The organism is Streptomyces sp. NPDC001868, assembly GCF_040297125.1.
In the GTDB taxonomy this organism is placed as follows: domain Bacteria; phylum Actinomycetota; class Actinomycetes; order Streptomycetales; family Streptomycetaceae; genus Streptomyces.
The window spans coordinates 62,205-80,287 of record NZ_JBEOYO010000033.1; the positions used below are offsets into that span (position 1 = coordinate 62,205).

At 71.1% G+C, this 18,083-nt stretch carries 15 protein-coding genes; 9 read left to right on the plus strand and 6 right to left on the minus strand.

Going from position 1 to position 18,083, the window contains the following annotated elements; translation table 11 throughout:
• Nucleotides 1-30: 30 nt before the first annotated feature.
• On the plus strand, nt 31-978 hold the full coding sequence (locus tag ABT147_RS30995) for a carbohydrate kinase family protein (RefSeq protein ID WP_351412247.1): 948 nt from the start codon (nt 31-33) through the stop codon (nt 976-978).
• Between the two features lie 109 nt (nt 979-1,087).
• On the opposite strand, the gene ABT147_RS31000 is transcribed toward ABT147_RS30995, so the two are convergent.
• A complete protein-coding gene (locus tag ABT147_RS31000) occupies nt 1,088-1,942 on the minus strand; it encodes a helix-turn-helix domain-containing protein (RefSeq protein WP_351412250.1) in 855 nt (284 codons plus the stop codon).
• 100 nt (nt 1,943-2,042) lie between these two features.
• Here ABT147_RS31000 and ABT147_RS31005 point away from each other — a divergent pair, with 100 nt between their 5' ends.
• Nucleotides 2,043-2,615, plus strand: a complete 573-nt coding sequence (locus ABT147_RS31005; protein WP_351412252.1) for a YceI family protein — start codon at nt 2,043-2,045, stop codon at nt 2,613-2,615.
• 108 nt (nt 2,616-2,723) lie between these two features.
• On the opposite strand, the gene uvrA is transcribed toward ABT147_RS31005, so the two are convergent.
• The gene (gene uvrA, locus ABT147_RS31010; protein WP_351412254.1) at nt 2,724-5,837 is read right to left on the minus strand and encodes an excinuclease ABC subunit UvrA; all 3,114 of its coding nucleotides are present in this window, start codon (nt 5,835-5,837) and stop codon (nt 2,724-2,726) included.
• 224 nt (nt 5,838-6,061) lie between these two features.
• On the opposite strand from uvrA, the gene ABT147_RS31015 reads away from it, so the two are divergent.
• From ABT147_RS31015 to ABT147_RS31035, 5 genes are all read left to right on the plus strand, one after another.
• Nucleotides 6,062-6,790: a maleylpyruvate isomerase family mycothiol-dependent enzyme gene (locus ABT147_RS31015; protein ID WP_351412257.1), complete on the plus strand. Its 729-nt coding sequence runs from the start codon at nt 6,062-6,064 to the stop codon at nt 6,788-6,790.
• Between the two features lie 9 nt (nt 6,791-6,799).
• Nucleotides 6,800-7,456: an MBL fold metallo-hydrolase gene (locus tag ABT147_RS31020; protein WP_351412259.1), complete on the plus strand. Its 657-nt coding sequence runs from the start codon at nt 6,800-6,802 to the stop codon at nt 7,454-7,456.
• 314 nt (nt 7,457-7,770) lie between these two features.
• Entirely contained in the window at nt 7,771-8,670 is a 900-nt protein-coding gene (locus tag ABT147_RS31025) for an ABC transporter substrate-binding protein (RefSeq protein WP_351412261.1), read from the plus strand.
• Nucleotides 8,667-9,584: an amino acid ABC transporter permease gene (locus ABT147_RS31030; RefSeq protein WP_351412263.1), complete on the plus strand. Its 918-nt coding sequence runs from the start codon at nt 8,667-8,669 to the stop codon at nt 9,582-9,584. The genes ABT147_RS31025 and ABT147_RS31030 overlap by 4 nt, the downstream gene beginning before the upstream one ends.
• Nucleotides 9,581-10,372 (plus strand): amino acid ABC transporter ATP-binding protein, encoded by a 792-nt coding sequence (locus ABT147_RS31035; protein ID WP_351412265.1) that lies wholly within the window; start codon nt 9,581-9,583, stop codon nt 10,370-10,372. The genes ABT147_RS31030 and ABT147_RS31035 overlap by 4 nt, the downstream gene beginning before the upstream one ends.
• A gap of 56 nt (nt 10,373-10,428) precedes the next feature.
• Here ABT147_RS31035 and aroQ read toward each other — a convergent pair whose 3' ends face one another.
• The gene (aroQ, locus tag ABT147_RS31040; RefSeq protein WP_351412267.1) at nt 10,429-10,902 is read right to left on the minus strand and encodes a type II 3-dehydroquinate dehydratase; all 474 of its coding nucleotides are present in this window, start codon (nt 10,900-10,902) and stop codon (nt 10,429-10,431) included.
• 101 nt (nt 10,903-11,003) lie between these two features.
• Here aroQ and ABT147_RS31045 point away from each other — a divergent pair, with 101 nt between their 5' ends.
• Together ABT147_RS31045 and ABT147_RS31050 are read left to right on the plus strand one after the other, a co-directional pair.
• On the plus strand, nt 11,004-12,050 hold the full coding sequence (locus tag ABT147_RS31045) for a S66 family peptidase (RefSeq protein WP_351412269.1): 1,047 nt from the start codon (nt 11,004-11,006) through the stop codon (nt 12,048-12,050).
• Nucleotides 12,051-12,174: 124 nt separating this feature from the next.
• Nucleotides 12,175-13,452: an MFS transporter gene (locus ABT147_RS31050; protein ID WP_351412324.1), complete on the plus strand. Its 1,278-nt coding sequence runs from the start codon at nt 12,175-12,177 to the stop codon at nt 13,450-13,452.
• A gap of 76 nt (nt 13,453-13,528) precedes the next feature.
• Here ABT147_RS31050 and ABT147_RS31055 read toward each other — a convergent pair whose 3' ends face one another.
• From ABT147_RS31055 to ABT147_RS31065, 3 genes are all read right to left on the minus strand, one after another.
• Nucleotides 13,529-14,629 (minus strand): calcium:cation antiporter, encoded by a 1,101-nt coding sequence (locus tag ABT147_RS31055; protein ID WP_351412271.1) that lies wholly within the window; start codon nt 14,627-14,629, stop codon nt 13,529-13,531.
• Between the two features lie 109 nt (nt 14,630-14,738).
• Entirely contained in the window at nt 14,739-15,740 is a 1,002-nt protein-coding gene (locus tag ABT147_RS31060) for a TerC family protein (RefSeq protein WP_351412273.1), read from the minus strand.
• 280 nt (nt 15,741-16,020) lie between these two features.
• Nucleotides 16,021-18,081 (minus strand): TerD family protein, encoded by a 2,061-nt coding sequence (locus ABT147_RS31065; RefSeq protein WP_351412275.1) that lies wholly within the window; start codon nt 18,079-18,081, stop codon nt 16,021-16,023.
• Nucleotides 18,082-18,083: the final 2 nt, after the last annotated feature.

Genomic DNA, 18,083 nt, shown 5'->3' on the forward strand with positions numbered 1-18,083 from the left:
GGCCGAAAGCCCCGAGAGAGGACCCGCCCAGTGATCGTCGTCGCCGGTGAAGCCCTGATCGACCTGGTCCCCCGCGGCACGGGCGGGCTCGTGGACCTGCGGCCGGCGCGCGGCGGCGGCCCCTACAACACGGCCGTGGCGCTCGGCCGCCTCGGCTCCCCCACCGCCTTCTGCTCCCGGGTCTCGTACGACGGCTACGGCGAGGCCCTGCTGGACGGCCTGCGCGACGCGGGCGTGGACGTGGCCGCCGTGCAGCGCGGCCCCGAGCCGACGACCCTCGCCCTGGCCTCGATCGGCGAGGACGGCTCCGCCCGGTACTCCTTCTACGTCGAGGGCAGCGCCGACCGCCTGTTCGAGGCCCCCGACCGGCTGCCCGCCGGCACCCGGGCCGTCTCCTTCGGCACCTGCTCACTCGTCCTGGAACCCGGCGCGAGCGCGTACGAGAAGCTGATGCACGCCACCGCCGCGCAGGGCGTGTTCACCGCCCTCGACCCCAACATCCGGCCCGGTCTGATCCCCGACGCGGACGCCTACCGGACCCGCTTCAGGAGCTGGCTGCCCTCGGTGACGCTGCTCAAGCTCTCCGAGGAGGACGCTCGGTGGCTGGGCGGCACCCCACGTCTGTGGCTGGACTCCGGCCCCGCCGCCGTCGTCGTCACGCACGGCGGCGACGGCCTGACCGTCCACACCCGCACCGGTGCCGAGCACTCCGTACCGGTCGAGAAGGTCGATGTCGTCGACACCATCGGCGCCGGCGACACGGTCAACGCGGCCCTCCTCCACGGTCTGTCGGCCCGGGACGCCCTCTCCGGCACGGCCCTCGCCGCCCTGGGCGCCGACGACTGGACCCGCCTGCTGCGCTTCGCCGCCCGCGCGGCGGCGATCACCTGCTCCCGAGCGGGCGCCGAGCCGCCGTACGCGGCCGAGATGGGCGACATGGGTCGGGCGGACCGGGTGGACCCGATGGGCGAGGTGTAGGCCGTCCCGCGCGCGGGTGTTCAACGCGCGGCCGTCCCCAGCCTTCGCACCCCCGCGCGTGCATCCCTCGCGTTCACGCCCCCGCGTCGTGTGCGTCCCTCGCGTGCGGTCAGCCGCTGACCGCGCGCAGGGCGCCCGGTTTGCGGCCGTTGAGGTGGTCGAGAGCGGTGGCCGTGGCCTCGTCGGCGGGGAGGTGCACCATGAGGCGCTGGCCGTCGTCCGGCAGGGCGAGCGTCTCGTACGACAGGCGCAGCCGTCCGGCCTCCGGGTGCTCGACGAGTTCCGTGCCGTTGCGCAGCGGCATGGCCGGTACGCCCTTCAGCCGCAGGGTGAACCGGGCACCCGCGGTGACCGTCAACTCGTCGGCCAGGGCGGCGACCTGCGGGTCGTGCAGCGGGGCCTCGTGGCGCAGATGGGCGACCTGCTCGTCGGCCATCCGCTCCCAACTCGGGTACACCGTGCGGGCCCGCTCGTCGGTGAACAGGTACCGCATGACGTTGGGCGGGTCGCCGTCGAGCAGCCCGAGCGGGCGGGCGTACCGCTCGTAGCCCGAGGTGTGGGCCACGATGTCGCCGAGCCAGTTGAGCAGCACGGCCGGGGTGGGCTCCAGGCGGTCCAGGAGGGCCCGCACGGTGGGCCGTACGGTGCGGGCCGGCGGGGCGTCCGCCGAGCAGAGCATCTTGTCGTCGCCGCTCTCCTTGGCCAGCCGGCGCAGCAGGATCCGGTCCGGCACGCGCAGGCACAGCGCGTCCGCGAGGGCGCCGAGCACCTGGGACGAGGGGTTGCGGTCGCGGCCCTGTTCCAGGCGGGTGAGGTACTCGACGCTGATGCCGGCGAGGGTGGCCAGCTCGGCGCGGCGCAGGCCGGGTGCGCGGCGGCGGGGGCCGGTGGGCAGCCCCACCTCGGCCGGGGTGATGGCCTCGCGGCGGCTGCGCAGGAAGGCAGCCAACTCGTTGTCGCTCACCCGTCGAACGTACAGGGTGTGCCGCCGCCGAGGGTGGCCCTCGCACTACTACCCTCGGCCCGGCCTCCCTCCCGGGCGCGGAACGCCGGATGGTGGAGGCATGACTCAGGACAACGTGTCGCACACGCCGACCGCCGCCGCTCTGCCCCTGTCCCCCGGTGACTGGGAGCTCGACCCGCTGCACTCGGCCGTCAACTTCACGATCCGGCACCTCGGGATCGCCAAGGTACGGGGCCGGTTCGAGCGGTTCACGGCCGAGTTGCACGCCGGTGGGACGGTCGACGACGTGCGGGTGAGCGCGGAGATCGCCCTCGCCTCCCTCGACACCGGGAACCCCGACCGTGACGCGCACACGCGCTCGGCGGATCTGCTCGATGTCGAGAAGCGTCCGACGATGGCCTTCCGCTCGACGCGGGTACGCGGGGCGGGCGAGGAGTGGTCGATGGAAGGGGACTTGACCATCGGGGACGTGACCCGTCCGGTGACGCTGGCCGTGGAGTTCGGCGGGGTCGTGGACTCCCCCGGGGACGGTCGCAGGCATGCCGGGTTCGAGGCGACGGGGGAGATCCGGCGCAGCGACTACGGGCTGGACTTCGGGGCTGGTCTTCTCGGTGATGTTGTCAAGGTGCAACTGGACATGCAGTTCGTCGAACCCGAGGGCAGGGAGGGCTGATCACTGCAGGGCCAGGGCGGCTGATGGGAGAACGTGCGGCGGCCCGCGGGGAGTTCCCGCGGGCCGCCGCATTTTTCTGGATTTGGCAGGACCTGCCGCTCGGTCGCCTCAGGCCTTGCGGGCCCGGGTGGTCTTCTTCGCGGGAGCCGCCTTCTTCGTGGTCGCGGCCGCCTTCTTGGCGGGCGCGGTCTCGGTCTCGGCGTTCTCGGGCTCGGTGCTCTCGGCCGCGGTGGTCTTGGCCGCCGTGGTCTTGGCGGTCGTGCTCCTGGCGGTCGTGGTCGTCCGGGCCGTCGCCGTCTTCTTGGCCGTGGACCTGGCGGCGACCGCCTTCTTCGCCGCGGCCTTGCGCGGGGCCTTCACCGGGGCCGCGTCGCTGATCCGGTCGGCGCCGAGGATCTCCCGCAGGAACTTGCCCGTGTGGCTGGCCGGAACCCCGGCGACCTGCTCGGGCGTGCCTTCGGCGATGACGAGACCACCGCCGGCGCCGCCCTCGGGGCCCATGTCCACGACCCAGTCGGCGGTCTTGACGACGTCGAGGTTGTGCTCGATGACGATGACCGTGTTGCCCTTGTCGACCAGGCCGGACAGCACGGTGAGGAGCTTGCTGATGTCCTCGAAGTGCAGACCGGTGGTCGGCTCGTCCAGGACGTAGACCGTGCGTCCGGTGGAGCGCTTCTGGAGCTCGCTGGCGAGCTTGACGCGCTGTGCCTCACCGCCGGACAGGGTGGTGGCGGCCTGGCCGAGCCGGACGTAGCCGAGGCCGACGTCCTTCAGGGTCCTGAGGTGGCGGGCGATCGCGGGGACGGCCTCGAAGAAGTCCGTCGCCTCCTCGATGGGCATGTTCAGGACGTCGGCGATGGACTTGCCCTTGTAGTGGACCTCCAGGGTCTCCCGGTTGTACCGGGCGCCGTGGCAGACCTCGCACGGGACGTAGACGTCCGGGAGGAAGTTCATCTCGATCTTGATCGTGCCGTCGCCCGCGCAGTTCTCGCAGCGGCCGCCCTTGACGTTGAAGGAGAAGCGGCCGGGCAGATAGCCGCGGACCTTCGCCTCGGTGGTCTCGGCGAACAGCTTGCGGACATGGTCGAAGACGCCGGTGTACGTCGCCGGGTTGGACCGGGGGGTGCGGCCGATGGGCGACTGGTCGACGTGCACGACCTTGTCGACGAGGTCGTCGCCGTCCACGCGCGTGTGCCGCCCCGGGACGCTGCGGGCGCCGTTCAGCTCGCGGGCCAGGTGCGTGTACAGGATGTCGTTGACCAGCGTGGACTTGCCGGAGCCGGAGACACCGGTGACGGCGGTGAAGACGCCCAGCGGGAACGAGACGTCGATGTCCTGGAGGTTGTTCTCCCGGGCGCCGTGCACGGTGAGCTGCCTGCTCGGGTCGAGCGAGCGGCGGATGTCGGGCAGCGGGATGACCTTCCTGCCCGACAGATACTGCCCGGTCTGCGACTCGGTGTTGTCGAGCAGTTCCTTCAGGGAACCGCTGTGCACGACCTTGCCGCCGTGCTCACCCGCGCCGGGGCCGATGTCGACGATCCAGTCGGCCATCTTGATGGTGTCCTCGTCGTGCTCGACGACGATGAGCGTGTTGCCCATGTCGCGCAGCCGGACCAGGGTCTCGATCAGCCGGTGGTTGTCGCGCTGGTGCAGACCGATGGAAGGCTCGTCGAGGACGTAGAGGACGCCGACGAGACCGGACCCGATCTGGGTGGCCAGACGGATGCGCTGGGCCTCGCCGCCGGAGAGCGTGCCGGCCGCGCGGTTCAGCGAGAGGTAGTCGAGGCCGACGTCGACCAGGAACCGCAGGCGTTCGTTGACCTCCTTCAGCACCCGCTCGGCGATCTTCTTGTCACGGGCGTCGAGCCGCAGCTCGCCCAGGAAGTCCGCGCAGTCGCTGATGGACATGGCGGAGACCTCGGCGATCGACTTCTCCATGACCGTGACCGCGAGGACGATCGGCTTCAGGCGTGTGCCCTCACAGGTGGGGCAGGGCACCTCGCGCATATAGCCCTCGAAGCGCTCACGGCTGGCGTCGCTCTCGGCCTCGCCGTGCCGCCGCTTCACGAAGGGGACGGCGCCCTCGAAGGCCGTGGTGTACACCCGCTCGCGGCCGTACCGGTTGCGGTAACGCACCTCGATCTGTGTCTTGTGGCCGTACAGCAGGGCCTTTCTCGCGCGCTGCGGGAGACCTGCGAAGGGGATGTCGGTCCGGAATCCCAACGCGTCCGCGAGGGCGCCGATGAGGCGGCCGAAGTAGTCCTTGGTGTGTCCGTGCGACCAGGGGTGGATGGCGCCCTCGTCGAGCGACTTGTCCTCGTCCGGGACGATCAGCTCGGGGTCGACCTCCATGCGCGTACCGATGCCGGAGCAGTCGGGGCAGGCGCCGAAGGGCGAGTTGAACGAGAAGGAGCGGGGCTCCAGCTCCTCGAAGGACAGGTCGTCGTACGGGCAGTACAGGTGCTCCGAGAACATGCGCTCGCGCTCGGGGTCGTCCTCGGGGAGGTCGACGAAGTCGAGCACGACCATGCCGCCGGAGAGACCGAGGGCGGTCTCCACGGAGTCGGTGAGCCGCCGCTTGGCGGAGTCCTTCACCGTGAGGCGGTCGACGACCACCTCGATGGTGTGCTTCTCCTGCTTCTTCAGGGTGGGCGGGTTGGAGAGCTGGACGGTCTCGCCGTCCACCCGCGCGCGGCTGTACCCCTTGGTCTGGAGATCCGCGAAGAGGTCGACGAACTCGCCCTTGCGCTCCCGCACCAGCGGCGAGAGGACCTGGAAGCGGCTGCCCTCGGGCAGCTCCAGCACCCGGTCGACGATGGCCTGCGGCGACTGGCGGGTGATCGGACGGCCGCACTCGGGGCAGTGCGGCTTGCCGATGCGCGCGAAGAGCAGGCGCAGGTAGTCGTAGACCTCGGTGATCGTGCCGACCGTCGAGCGCGGGTTGCGCGAGGTCGACTTCTGGTCGATGGAGACCGCCGGGGACAGACCCTCGATGAAGTCGACGTCCGGCTTGTCCATCTGCCCGAGGAACTGCCGGGCGTAGGAGGAGAGCGACTCGACGTACCGGCGCTGCCCCTCGGCGAAGATCGTGTCGAAGGCCAGCGAGGACTTGCCCGACCCCGACAGGCCCGTGAAGACGATGAGCGAGTCGCGTGGCAGATCGAGCGAGACGTTCTTCAGATTGTGCTCGCGCGCGCCACGGACGATGAGACGGTCGGCCACGCCGGTCCGCACCTTTCTTGAGTGAGTGACAGGGGCCGGAGCCCCCGTCCTCCACAGACTAGGGGGAGCCACTGACAGCGCCGGTCCTGTTTCCCCGTTTCCAGAACAAACCCGGGCTCTCCAGCATGCCCGACGCCGCACCCGACCATATAGCACGTGCATTCGATTTACGGCGGGGACCGGACACCTTCACCCGAAGGGGTGGCGGGGCTAGGGTCGGCGTCATGATGGATCACGCTCGTGACCTGGCCTCTGTATGCGAAGCGACGGACCGGCTACTCACCGCAGCCGCCGCACTGGACAACGCCGATGTGACCGAGCCGTCACGGCTGCCCGGCTGGACCCGCGGTCACGTCCTCGCCCACCTCGCCCGCAACGCGGACGCGCTCGTGAACGTCCTGGAAGGCCGCCCCATGTACGCCTCCGCGGAGGCCCGGGACGCCGACATCGAGCGGGACGCCCCGCGCCCCCTGAAAACCCAGCTCGCCGACGTGCGCGACAGCGCGAACCGCTTCCAGGACGCGGCGTCCCTCTCCCAGGACTGGTCCCGCACGGTCGAGCTGCGCAACGGGGTCCTCGACACCGCGGCATGGCTGCCCTTCCGGCGCTGGATCGAGGTGGAGCTCCATCACGTGGATCTGGGGATCGGGTACGACCTGGAGGATCTGCCGGGGGAGTTCGCCCAGCGCGAGATCAACTTCCTCGCCCACCGGTTTTCCAAGCACCCCGATGTGCCCGCCCTGACGATCAAGCAGGACGACGGGCGTCTGCTCGTCACGGGAGCCGTCGAGGGCGTGACGGCCGAGCAGCTCGACAGCGGCTACCGGCCACCGCTTCCCGATCTCACGGTCAGCGGCCGTCAGGCCGACCTCCTCGGCTGGCTCGCCGGCCGCCGCGACGGTTCCGCGCTGCACGTCGAAGGAGGCACGCTCCCCTCGCTGCCCCCGCTATAGGCTGCCCCCATGACGTACAGCGGAGCGGTGAAGGTCGGCGGTCCTGCGGATGTGCACGAGCTGCCGGACCTGATGATCTCCAAGGTCGCGGTGGGCCCGATGGACAACAACGCGTACCTGCTGCGCTGCCGGGCCACCGACGAGCAACTGCTGATCGACGCGGCGAACGACGCCGGCACCCTGCTCACCCTGATCGGTGACGACGGGATCGCGTCCGTCGTCACCACGCATCAGCACGGCGACCACTGGCAGGCGCTCGCCGAGGTCGTGGCGGCCACCGGCGCCCGTACCTACGCGGGCCGGGACGACGTCGAGGGCATCCCGGTGGCGACCGACGTCCCCGTCGGCGACGGGGACACGATCCGGGTGGGGCGCGTGGAGCTGACCGCGCGCCATCTGGTGGGCCACACGCCGGGTTCGATCGCCCTGGTCTACGACGACCCGCACGGGCATCCGCATGTGTTCACCGGGGACTGCCTCTTCCCGGGTGGGGTGGGCAACACCCGCAAGGATCCCGAGGCGTTCGCGAGCCTGATCCACGACGTGGAGACGAAGATCTTCGACACCCTGCCCGACGAGACCTGGGTCTACCCGGGCCACGGCAACGACACGACGCTCGGCGCGGAGCGCCCCCACCTGCCGGAGTGGCGCGCACGGGGCTGGTGAACTCCCCAGTGCCGTACGGAAGTTGGTGAGGCGACCGGCAGGGGGCGCGGGCACACCCACGCGCGCCCCGTGTGAATCGAACACACACGCCGGTGCCCCGCGCGCGCTCCCGGCGCACGCCGTGGCGTAGTCCACTGGAGGCAGGTCCGCACGGGATGACGGCTCCCGCGCGGATGGGCCGCCGGCCTGTCAATCCCCGCCCTCGGCCGGCGGCCCCGCCCCGCGTTCACAGGACCGCAACACACGTTCCCAGTATGCGGACATTCACCTGTGTGACCTCGACAAACAGGATGTCGCGCTGTCAATCTCACGCCATGCGTCCTGTCCTGCGCGCCTCGCGCTCCCCGCGCCGTGCCGCCACCGCCGCCATAGCCGCCCTGCTCGCCGCCGTCGCGGTGGGCTGCGCCCCGCAGCCGGAGGAGGACGCCTCCGACTCGGCCTCCGCCCCGGCGTCCGGAGCCACCTGCGCCAAGGGCGAGTTGGGTACGAAGACCTCCGGCAAGCTGACGATCGCCACCGACGAACCGGCCTACGAGCCCTGGTTCAAGGACGACGACCCGAAGAACGGCGAGGGCTTCGAGTCGGCCGTCGCCTACGCGGTGGCGAAGCAGCTCGGCTACGACAAGGCGGACGTCGTCTGGCAGAGCGTGCCCTTCAACAAGGCGTTCGCACCGGGGGCCAAGACCTTCGACTTCGACGTCAACCAGGTGTCGATCAGCGACGAGCGCAAGAAGGCCGTGGACTTCTCGTCGGGCTACTACGACGTGCGCCAGGCCGTCGTGGCGCTGAAGGACTCCCCCGCCGCGAAGGCCACGAGCATCGCCGACCTGAAGAAGCTGCACCTGGGCGCCCAGGTCGGCACCACCAGCCTGGACTACATCGACGAGGTGGTGAAGCCGGCCCAGGACCCCGCCGCGTACGCCAAGAACGACCAGGCCAAGTCCGCGCTGAAGAACGGCCAGATCGACGCGATCGTGGTCGACCTGCCGACCGCGTTCTACATCACGGGCGCCGAGGTGACGGACGCGAAGATCGTCGGTCAGTTCGAGAACCGGGGCGGCACGCCCGAGCAGTTCGGTCTCGTCCTCGACAAGGGCAGCGCCCTCACCTCCTGCGTGACGACCGCCGTCGACGCCCTGCGTGAGGACGGCACCCTGGCGAAGATCGAGCAGGAGTGGCTCTCCGACGCCGTCGACGCCCCGGTGCTCAAGTGACGGTCGTGAAGCAGGAGCCCGGCCGGGAGGACGCGGACGACAACGGCGACATGCCCGGCGGGGACGACGGATACGTCCCCTCTCAGCGGCGGCTCGACCGGGAGCGCTACAAGCGCGACCGGGCCCGCCGCGCCACCGGCATCGCCGCCCTGTCGACACTGGCGACGGCCGTCGTCCTGTACCTGGTCGTCGTCAACGCGCCCGGCTGGCCGCGCACCAAGGAGACGTTCTTCAGCGCGGAGTACGCGCGCGAGGCGTTCCCGAAGGTCCTCGAAGGACTGTGGCTCAACGTCCGGCTGCTGCTGGTCTGCGGTGTCGCCGTGCTCGTCCTCGGCATGCTCATCGCCGTCGCGCGCACCCTGCGCGGCCCGGTGTTCTTCCCGCTACGGGCGCTGGCCGCCGCCTACACCGACTTCTTCCGCGGTCTGCCGCTGATCATCAATCTGATGATCGTGGTCCTGGGTGTCCCGGCGCTCCGGCTCCAGGGCGTGACCGTCGACCCGGTGCTGCTCGGCGGCACCGCGCTGACGCTCACGTACTCGGCGTACGTCGCCGAGGTGTTCCGCGCAGGCATCGAGTCCGTGCACCCGTCGCAGCGCGCGGCGGCCCGCTCGCTGGGCCTCACCAACCGGCAGGCGCTGCGGCACGTCGTGCTCCCCCAGGCGGTACGCCGCCAGGTGCCGCCCCTCCTCAACGACCTCGTGTCGCTGCAGAAGGACACCGGTCTGGTCTCGATCGGCGGCGCGATCGACGCCGTACGCGCCGCCGACATCATCGTGGGCCGCAGCCTCAACTACACGCCGTACATCGTCGCGGGACTGGTCTTCGTCGCCCTGACCATCCCGATGACCCGCTTCACCGACTGGGTCACGGCCCGGATGGACCGGCAGCGGGCGCAGGGAGGGACGACATGAGCGAGACCCGAGGGACCGTGGAGACCGTGGACGCATCCGGGGGCTCCCCCGTGCTGCGGATGGAGTCCGTGCGCAAGACCTTCGGCGGCTCGGTCGTGCTCAGGGACGTCGATCTGGAGGTCGCTCCGCACACCGTGACCGCTCTCATCGGCGCCTCCGGGTCCGGCAAGTCGACACTGCTGCGCTGCGCCAACCTGCTGGAGGACATCGACGACGGGGCGATCTGGCTGGACGGCGAGGAGATCACCGACCCGCGTGTGGACCAGGACGCGGTACGGCGCCGGATCGGCGTGGTCTTCCAGTCGTACAACCTGTTCCCGCACATGACGGTGCTGGACAACATCACCCTGGCCCCGCGCCGGGTGCACGGCGTCCCCCGCGCGGAGGCCGAGGAACGGGCCGGGGAGCTGCTGGACCGGCTCGGGCTGAGCGGGAAGGCGGGCGCGTACCCGGACCGGCTCAGCGGCGGCCAGCAGCAGCGCGTGGCGATCGTGCGCGCCCTGGCCGTACGCCCCCGGCTGTTGCTGCTCGACGAGATCACCGCGGCCCTCGACCCGGAGCTTGTGGGCGAGGTCCTGAACGTCGTCCGTGATCTGAAGGCCGACGGTATGACGATGGTGCTGGCCACGCACGAGATGGGCTTCGCCCGTGACGTGGCCGACCAGGTTTGTTTTCTGGACGGAGGCGTCGTGCTGGAGCGCGGCACCGCGGAGCAGTTGTTCGGTGACCCGCGGCAGGAACGCACCCGGCAGTTCCTGCGACGGATCGTGGAGGCGGGCCGCCTGTAAGCGGTCGTGCTCCTGGAATCCGCGCCTGTAAGGGGCGTGCTCCTGGAGCCCGGTGCTTACGCCTCGGCCTTCCCCGTCCCCGCCAGCGCGGCGACCCGCTCCACGCCGAACACATAGCCCTGCACCCCGCAGCCGGCGATGACACCGTCGGCGCGCAGGGAGACGTACGAGTGGTGCCGGAACGTCTCGCGCTGGTGGATGTTGGAGATGTGCACCTCCAGCACGGGCAGCCCGTCGCAGGTGTTGAGGGCGTCGAGGATCGCGACGGAGGTGTGCGAGTAGGCGCCGGGGTTGATGACGATCCCGCTGTGGTGGAGGCGTGCCTCGTGGATCCAGTCGACGAGTTCGCCCTCGTGGTTGGACTGCCGGAAGTCCACCGTGCCGCCGTGCGCGGCCGCCGCCTTGGCGCACATCGCCTCGACGTCGGCGAGCGTGTCGGAGCCGTAGATCTCGGGCTGCCGCTGACCCAGGAGGTTCAGATTGGGGCCGTTGAGGATCATGATCGGGGCGTTGGCCAGGCTGCGGGGCACGGTTCCTCCGGTCCGTTCGGGTCGGCGGCCCGTCGGGGGCCGCTGCTCAACCCCGGTTTATCACGGTGAAACGGCGGGGCAGGAGGCCGTACCCTCCCCGCATGACCACGCCCTCGTACCCTCCCAAGCCCTCCCCCGGCGACCGGGTCGCCGTCGTCTCGCCCGGTGCCGGTCTGCCCGAGCTCTTCCCACGCCCCTTCGAACTGGGCCTGGAGCGACTGCGCGAGGAGTACGGCCTCGTACCGGTCGAGTACCCGACGACCCGGAAGATGGGCACGACACCGCGGGAGCGGGCGGACGACATCCACGCGGCCTTCGCCGATCCTGACATCAAGGCGGTGTTCACCTCGATCGGGGGCGACGACCAGATCACGGTGCTGCCGTTCCTCGACCGGGAGTTGCTGCGGGCGCACCCCAAGCCGTTCTTCGGTATGAGCGACAACACCAACCTGTTGGCCTTCCTGTACAACACCGGCATCGTCGGCTACCACGGCGGGACCGTGATGACCTCGCTGGGCAGGCCCGTCGCCATGGACCCGCTGACCGCCGACTCCCTGCGCGCCGCCCTGTTCACCTCGGGGCCGTACGAACTGCGGCCCGCCGAGCGCTTCAACGACGTCAACCGTGACTGGGCCGATCCCACGACCTTCGACGCGGAGCCGGAGACCGTGCCCGGCGCCGGATGGACCTGGGTGAACCCCGACCGCGTGGTGGAGGGCCGTGGTTGGGGCGGTTGTCTGGAGATCCTCGGCTGGCTGCTGATGGCCGACCGCGAGGTGCCGCGCGACCTGTCCGTCCTCGACGGCGGCGTGCTCTTCCTGGAGACCTCGGAGGAACTCCCGAGCGCCGAGGAGGTCTTCCGCGTCCTGCGGAACATGGGAGAGCGCGGCCTGCTCCGGCGCTTCCCGGCGCTCCTGATGGGCCGCCCCAAGGCCTGGTCCTTCGAGCGGCCCAACCCCCCTGAGGAAGCGGCCCGTTACGCGGCCGGGCAGCGGGAGGCCGTCCTGCGCGCGATGCGGACGTACGCCCCCGACACCACGATCGTCTTCGACGTGGATCTGGGACACACCGATCCCCAGCTCGTCATCCCTTACGGGGGCGTGATCCGGGTCGACGGGCCCGCCCGGCGCATCTCGGTGACCTACTGAGACCCGTTGACGCTTCCTACGCCTCATTGACCTCGAACGGGCCTCCGCGCGCCCCCCGTAACCGCCCGTCACTGTGGGTAGTTGACGCGGTATGCAACCTGCACGCACCGTGAAACCGCCCTCCATGCTGCGGCTCGCGTCCGCCTCGCTCGCCGGGACGGCCATCGAGTTCTACGACTTCTTCGTCTACGGGACGGCGGCGGCCCTCGTCCTGGGGCCGCTGTTCTTCCCGACGTTCTCGCCCCTGGCCGGGACCCTCGCGGCCTTCGCGACCTTCGGGGTCGGATTCGTGGCGCGGCCGCTCGGCTCGGTGCTGTTCGGGCACATCGGGGACCGGCACGGACGGCGGCCGGTGCTCGTCGCCTCGCTGCTGCTGACCGGGGGCGCGACCGTGGCCGTCGGCTGCGTCCCCACGTTCGACTCGATCGGGGTCACCGCCCCCTTGCTCCTGCTCGTGCTGCGCTTCCTGCAAGGGCTCGGGCTCGGCGGGGAGTGGGGCGGGGCGGTGCTGCTGACGGCGGAGCACGCGCCGGCCCACCGTCGCGGGCTGTGGTCGAGCTTCCCCCAGGTCGGGCCGGCGGTGGGGTTCCTGCTGGCCAACGGGGTGATGCTGGCGCTGTCGGCGAGCCTGACGGAGGCCCAGTTCGCCGCCTGGGGATGGCGGGTGCCGTTCTGGGCGGCGGGCGTCCTCGCCGTCGCCGGGCTGTGGCTGCGGTCGTCGCTCACCGAGAGCCCGCAGTTCCTGCAGATCACCGAGCCCGCGCGCGTGCCGCTCGCCGAGGTCGTGCGCGGCCACTGGCGCCTCGTCCTGCTGACGGCCGGAGCGCTCGCGATCGGGTACGCGGTGTTCTACACGGTGACGACCTGGTCCCTCGCGTACGGCACGGAGCGGCTCGGCGTCAGCCGTACCGTCATGCTGACCTGCATCATGGGCGCGGTGGTGGTGAAGGGCGCCCTGACACCGGTGGCGGCGGTGCTCGGCGACCGGTACGGGCGGCGTCCGATGTGCCTGATCGGCTGTGGTGTCACCGTGCTGTGGATGTTCCCCATGGTCGCGCTGCTGGCGACCGGTGAACCCCTGCTGATCTTCTTCGGCTTCCTCGTGGCGATGCTCGCCTTCGTCACGATGTTCGCCGTCATCGCCGCGTATCTGCCGGAGCTGTACGAGCCCCGGGTGCGTTGCACGGGTGCCGCTGTCGGCTACAACCTCGGCGGGGTGCTGGGCGGCGCCCTCACCCCGATCGTGGCCACCGCCGTGGCCCAGGGCGGGCGGGTGCCCTGGGGCGTGGGCGCGTATCTGACCGGGATCGCCGTGCTGAGCCTGGGCTGCTTCGCCCTGCTCCCCGAGACCCGGCCGGTGCCCCTGGCGACGACGGCGCAGGCGGAGGCGACCGCGGGGTGAGCACCGGCGCCGCGTCTTCACGACACCGGTGCCGCGGGCTCACCGGCATCGGCGCCACGGGCTCGCCGACACCGCGCTACGGGTTCACCGCCAGCTCCAGATAGGCCGCGAACAGCACCAGATGGACCCCGCCCTGCAGTGGGGTCGCGCGGCCCGGGACCACGGTCAGCGAGGCCACCACGACGGTCAGGGCGAGCAGCACCATATGCGTGGCGCCGAGGCCGAGGACGAGCGGTCCGGAGAGCCAGACGGAGGCCAGGGCGACGGCCGGGATGGTCAGGCCGATGCTGGCCATGGCGGAGCCGAGGGCGAGGTTGAGGCTGGTCTGGACGCGGTCGCGGCGGGCCGCGCGCAGGGCGGCGATGGTCTCGGGCAGCAGCACGAGCAGCGCGATGACCACACCGACGACGGCGGACGGCAGTCCGGCCGCCTCGACTCCCGACTCGATGGTCGGCGAGACCCCCTTGGCGAGGCCGACCACGCCGACGAGCGCCAGTCCGAGCAGTCCGAGGCTGATCCGGGCGGTACGGGCCGACGGTGCCTCTGCGTGGTCGTCCTCGGTGATCACCTTGCCGAGCCGGGTGATCGGCAGGAAGTAGTCCCGGTGGCGCACGGTCTGGGTCGCCACGAACAGGCCGTACAGAGCCAGTGAGGACAGTGCGGCGAACGTGAGCTGGGCCGTGGAGAACTCCGGCCCCGGCTTGCTGGTGGTGAAGGTGGGCAGCACCAGGCTGAGCGTGGCCAGCGTCGCGACCGTGGCGAGGGCGGCGCCGGTGCCCTCGGGGTTGAAGACCGCGAGGCCATGGCGCAGCGAGGCGACGAGCAGACAGATGCCGAGGATGCCGTTGCAGGTGATCATCACGGCGGCGAAAACGGTGTCGCGGGCGAGGGTCGCGCTCTTGTCCCCGCCGTCGAGCATGAGGGTGACGATCAGGGCGACCTCGATGATCGTGACGGCGACGGCGAGGACGAGGGAGCCGAAGGGTTCGCCGACCCGGTGTGCGACGACCTCGGCGTGATGGACGGCGGCCAGAACGGCTCCCGCGAGCACCAGCGTCACCAGGGCGACGACCGCGGCGGGCAGATCACGTCCCCAGGTGAGAGCGAGCAGGACGACCGCGGCCACCGGGACGACATCAGTCCATCGCGTCGTGAGCGACCGGAGCCGAGCGAGCATGCGGTGATCCTTTCAGACGTGAAAGGGCCCCGCACTCCGGTGACGCCGTGGATCTGCGTCTCCGTGGTGCGGGGCCCCATCCGTGATTGCTGTGCGGTGTCGGCCCTCGTCAGGCCTCGACGCTGTCCTTCTCCGCGCCGTCGGCCTTCTCCTGCTCGGCCTCGGCCTGCGCCTGCTTCCTGGTGGCGAGCAGGCTGGTGATCGTGGTGACGACCAGGACCGCGCAGATCACTCCGAGGGACACCGGGATGGAGATCTCGGGGACGTGTACCCCGGACTCGTGCAGTGCGTGCAGCACCAGCTTCACCCCGATGAAGCCGAGGATGACCGACAGGCCGTAGGACAGGTGGACCAGCTTCTTCAGCAGACCGCCGATCAGGAAGTACAGCTGCCGCAGGCCCATGAGCGCGAAGGCGTTGGCCGTGAACACGATGTACGGGTCCTGGGTCAGACCGAAGATCGCCGGGATGGAGTCCAGTGCGAAGAGGACGTCGGTGGTGCCGATGGCGAGCATCACGACCAGCATCGGCGTCATGACGCGCTTGCCGTTCTGCTCGATCCACAGCTTGGTGCCGTGGTAGCGGTCGGCGACGCCGAAGCGCTTCTCGGCGGCCTTGAGGAGCTTGTTCTCCTCCCACTCCTCGTCCGACTCCTCGGCCCTGGCCTCCTGGATCAGCTTCCAGGCGGTGTAGATCAGGAACGCGCCGAAGATGTAGAAGACCCAGGCGAAGCTGGCGAGGATCGCCGCGCCCGCGGCGATGAATATCGCGCGGAGCACCAGGGCTATCAGCACACCGACCAGCAGCACCCGCTGCTGGTACTGCGAGGGCACCGAGAACTTCGCCATGATCAGCACGAAGACGAAGAGGTTGTCGACGCTCAGGGACTTCTCGGTGATGAAGCCCGCGAAGAACTCTCCGGCCGGCTGGCCGCCGGAGAAGACGAGCAGCCCGAGTCCGAACAGGGCGGCCAGGGCGATCCAGACGACCGTCCAGATTCCGGCTTCCTTGATGGACACGTCATGGGGCTTGCGGCCGATGAAGAAGTCGACCGCGATGAGGGCGGCAAGGCCCAGGACAGTCGTGACCCACAGGGTCGTGGAAACATCCACTGCGCCTCCGGCAGTACGTAACGGCAAATAGCAGCGTCGTCGCTACCGGAGGTCTCTTCCACCCGGTCCTCCAAGGCGTTCCACAACGCCTGGTGCCGCCGGGCCGACGCCCCGGGATCAGGATTGATCCGTATTGACGGGTACGCCGCAGCAAGTAGGGAGTACTCCCCTCCGCACGAAAAGAGTACCCAATCACCAAGAGTAGGTAAAGGGGCAGGCAAAGAAAGCATCAAAACAGCAGGTCAGGCGGCTTTACGAGTGCTTGGTACGAGGTGGGTCGTCACCGGTTCCAGGAGCGTCGGGCGTCCGCGACCCGGGCGAGCACGTCGTGCATGACCCGGCTGCCGGGCGGGAGGCTCGACGGCTCGTACGTCCACGCGTGCCCGACCCAGGGGTCGGCGAGGTGGTCGTCGGGGGTGGGGGTGAGTCGCATCAGCGAACGCCACAGCGGGTCGAGCAACGGCCCGTAGGCGGCGGCTTCCTGCCGGTCGGCGACCATCATCAGGTGGACGCCGACGGCCGGGCCCTCGTCCGCGAGATAGCGGAGCTGGGTGACGGCGCGGTCGTCGAAGCCGTGCGGGAAGTCGTTGACGATCAGCAGTTGCTCGGCCGTGTCGAAGCCGGGGGGCAGCGCGTCCGCAGCGCCGCCGCGCACCGCCATCTGCACGAGGTCGACCCGCTGGGTCAGCCGTCCCAGGACCTCCGAGACGCCCGCGGCTCCGGCGGCGGGCGGCCCGGCGAGCACACCGGACCCCACCAGCGGCGCCAGCGCGGACGAGCCGGCCCCGGCCGCGTCGATCACGTGCACGGTGAACTCGCCGGGCGGGTAGACCGCGAGCAGGCGCGCGGCGAGCGCCACCGCCGTGTCCAGGGCCAGGCGGCGCAGCTCGTCCGAGTCGGTGAACGAGTCGCGGGAGCCGGAGCGGCCGCTGTCGATCCACAGGCCTCGCTCCAGCGGCAGCCGGACCAGCATCGGGATGCGCACGCCCTCGCTCTCCGGCAGACGGAGGTCGCCCAGGCGCAGGGCCATCGGGATCTCCATCGGCACCCGGTAGCCGTGCCAGACCGGGCTGTCCCAGCTCGCGTACGCCGTCGGCAGGGCGGGCTCGACGACGTCGGCCTCGTCCCGGAGCTGGGCGAGGTCGCGGTCGAGGGCGGTCCTGGCCTGGTCGACGAGCTGGGCGTGCTTGGCGCGGGCCGCCTCACGCGCGGCGTCGCCCTGGCCGCCGATGCGGCTGCGCGGGTCGGACAGGACCTTGTCCAGCTCCTGTTCCATGCGCGACTCGGCGAAGTCGACGGCGCTGCGGTACGCGGCGACGGTGCGGGCGAGGTCCTCGAACATGCCCCACACCTGGTTGTAGAGCCGCTCCTCCATGGACCAGCCGGTCGCGTCTCCGGCGACGGGCCGCGCGGGCTCTCCCGGCCGGGCAGGGGGCGCGGTCGGCGGGGGCGGGGGCGGCGCGGTGGTCTGGCGGCCGGGGTGGCTGTAGTTGACGGGGCCGCCGGTGGTGGACGCGGCGGGCTGGGCGCCGGCGGACGGGTCGGCCGGCGTGGGGCCGCCGTGCTGCGGCGACGCGTGGTCGGGCCGTGTCGCGTCGTGCGGGGAGCCGTACGGGGGTGTGGTGCCGTAGGGGGAGGTGGGCTGGTGTCCCTGCTGCGGCGCGGTGGTCCCGGACAGGCCCTCGGGTGTGGTGCCGCCGTGGGTCTGGTCGGGGCCCTGTGCGGGGGCGGCCGTCCGGCGGGGGCGGTCCTCGTCCGGCAGACGGGGCGGGGGCGCGGCCACGGAGCGGGCGAGGCCCTGGGCCACGGCCTCGTGGATGCCGCCGGCGAGTTGCTGGGCCTGCGGCAGACCTTGGTCGGTGAACAGTTCGGCGAGGCCGCCCGCGTATCCCTGGCCGACCGCGCGGACCTTCCAGACGCCCTGTCTGCGGTACAGCTCCAGGGCGATGACGGCCGACTCCGCCTCGAGGTCCGTGATGGTGTAGCTGGCGACCTCGGTGCCGTCGAGGCCGGTAACCGCGACGAAGGGGGCGGCGACGGCGCCGAAGCGTGCCGGGCCGCCGCTGGACGGCAGGGCGAGCAGCACGGTCACCCGGTGCACGGACGGCGTCAGGGCGTCGAGGTCCACGGCGAGGCGGTGGTCGGCCGCCGCCTGTTGGGAGACCTCGACGCCCGGCAGGGTGGGCGCGCCCGGGTGGGCGACCCACTCCACGCCGTGCACCCGGCCACGCTCGTCGCCGAGGGTGGCCCCGGCCACGATCGGCGTGCCGGCCGAGACGCGGATCTCCAGTCGGACCTCGGGCAGTGGATGGTTCTGCCCCCGGACCAGCTCGGCCGTCATCG

Bases quoted from the DNA above. Each gene is read 5' to 3' on its own strand.
- ABT147_RS31005 (WP_351412252.1), top strand. From the start codon at position 2,043: ATGACTCAGGACAACGTGTCGCACACGCCGACCGCCGCCGCTCTGCCC.
- ABT147_RS31035 (WP_351412265.1), top strand. From the start codon at position 9,581: ATGAGCGAGACCCGAGGGACCGTGGAGACCGTGGACGCATCCGGGGGC.
- ABT147_RS31065 (WP_351412275.1), bottom strand. From the start codon at position 18,081: ATGACGGCCGAGCTGGTCCGGGGGCAGAACCATCCACTGCCCGAGGTC.
- ABT147_RS31025 (WP_351412261.1), top strand. From the start codon at position 7,771: ATGCGTCCTGTCCTGCGCGCCTCGCGCTCCCCGCGCCGTGCCGCCACC.
- ABT147_RS31050 (WP_351412324.1), top strand. From the start codon at position 12,175: ATGCTGCGGCTCGCGTCCGCCTCGCTCGCCGGGACGGCCATCGAGTTC.
- ABT147_RS31045 (WP_351412269.1), top strand. From the start codon at position 11,004: ATGACCACGCCCTCGTACCCTCCCAAGCCCTCCCCCGGCGACCGGGTC.
- ABT147_RS31055 (WP_351412271.1), bottom strand. From the start codon at position 14,629: ATGCTCGCTCGGCTCCGGTCGCTCACGACGCGATGGACTGATGTCGTC.
- ABT147_RS31020 (WP_351412259.1), top strand. From the start codon at position 6,800: ATGACGTACAGCGGAGCGGTGAAGGTCGGCGGTCCTGCGGATGTGCAC.
- ABT147_RS31015 (WP_351412257.1), top strand. From the start codon at position 6,062: ATGATGGATCACGCTCGTGACCTGGCCTCTGTATGCGAAGCGACGGAC.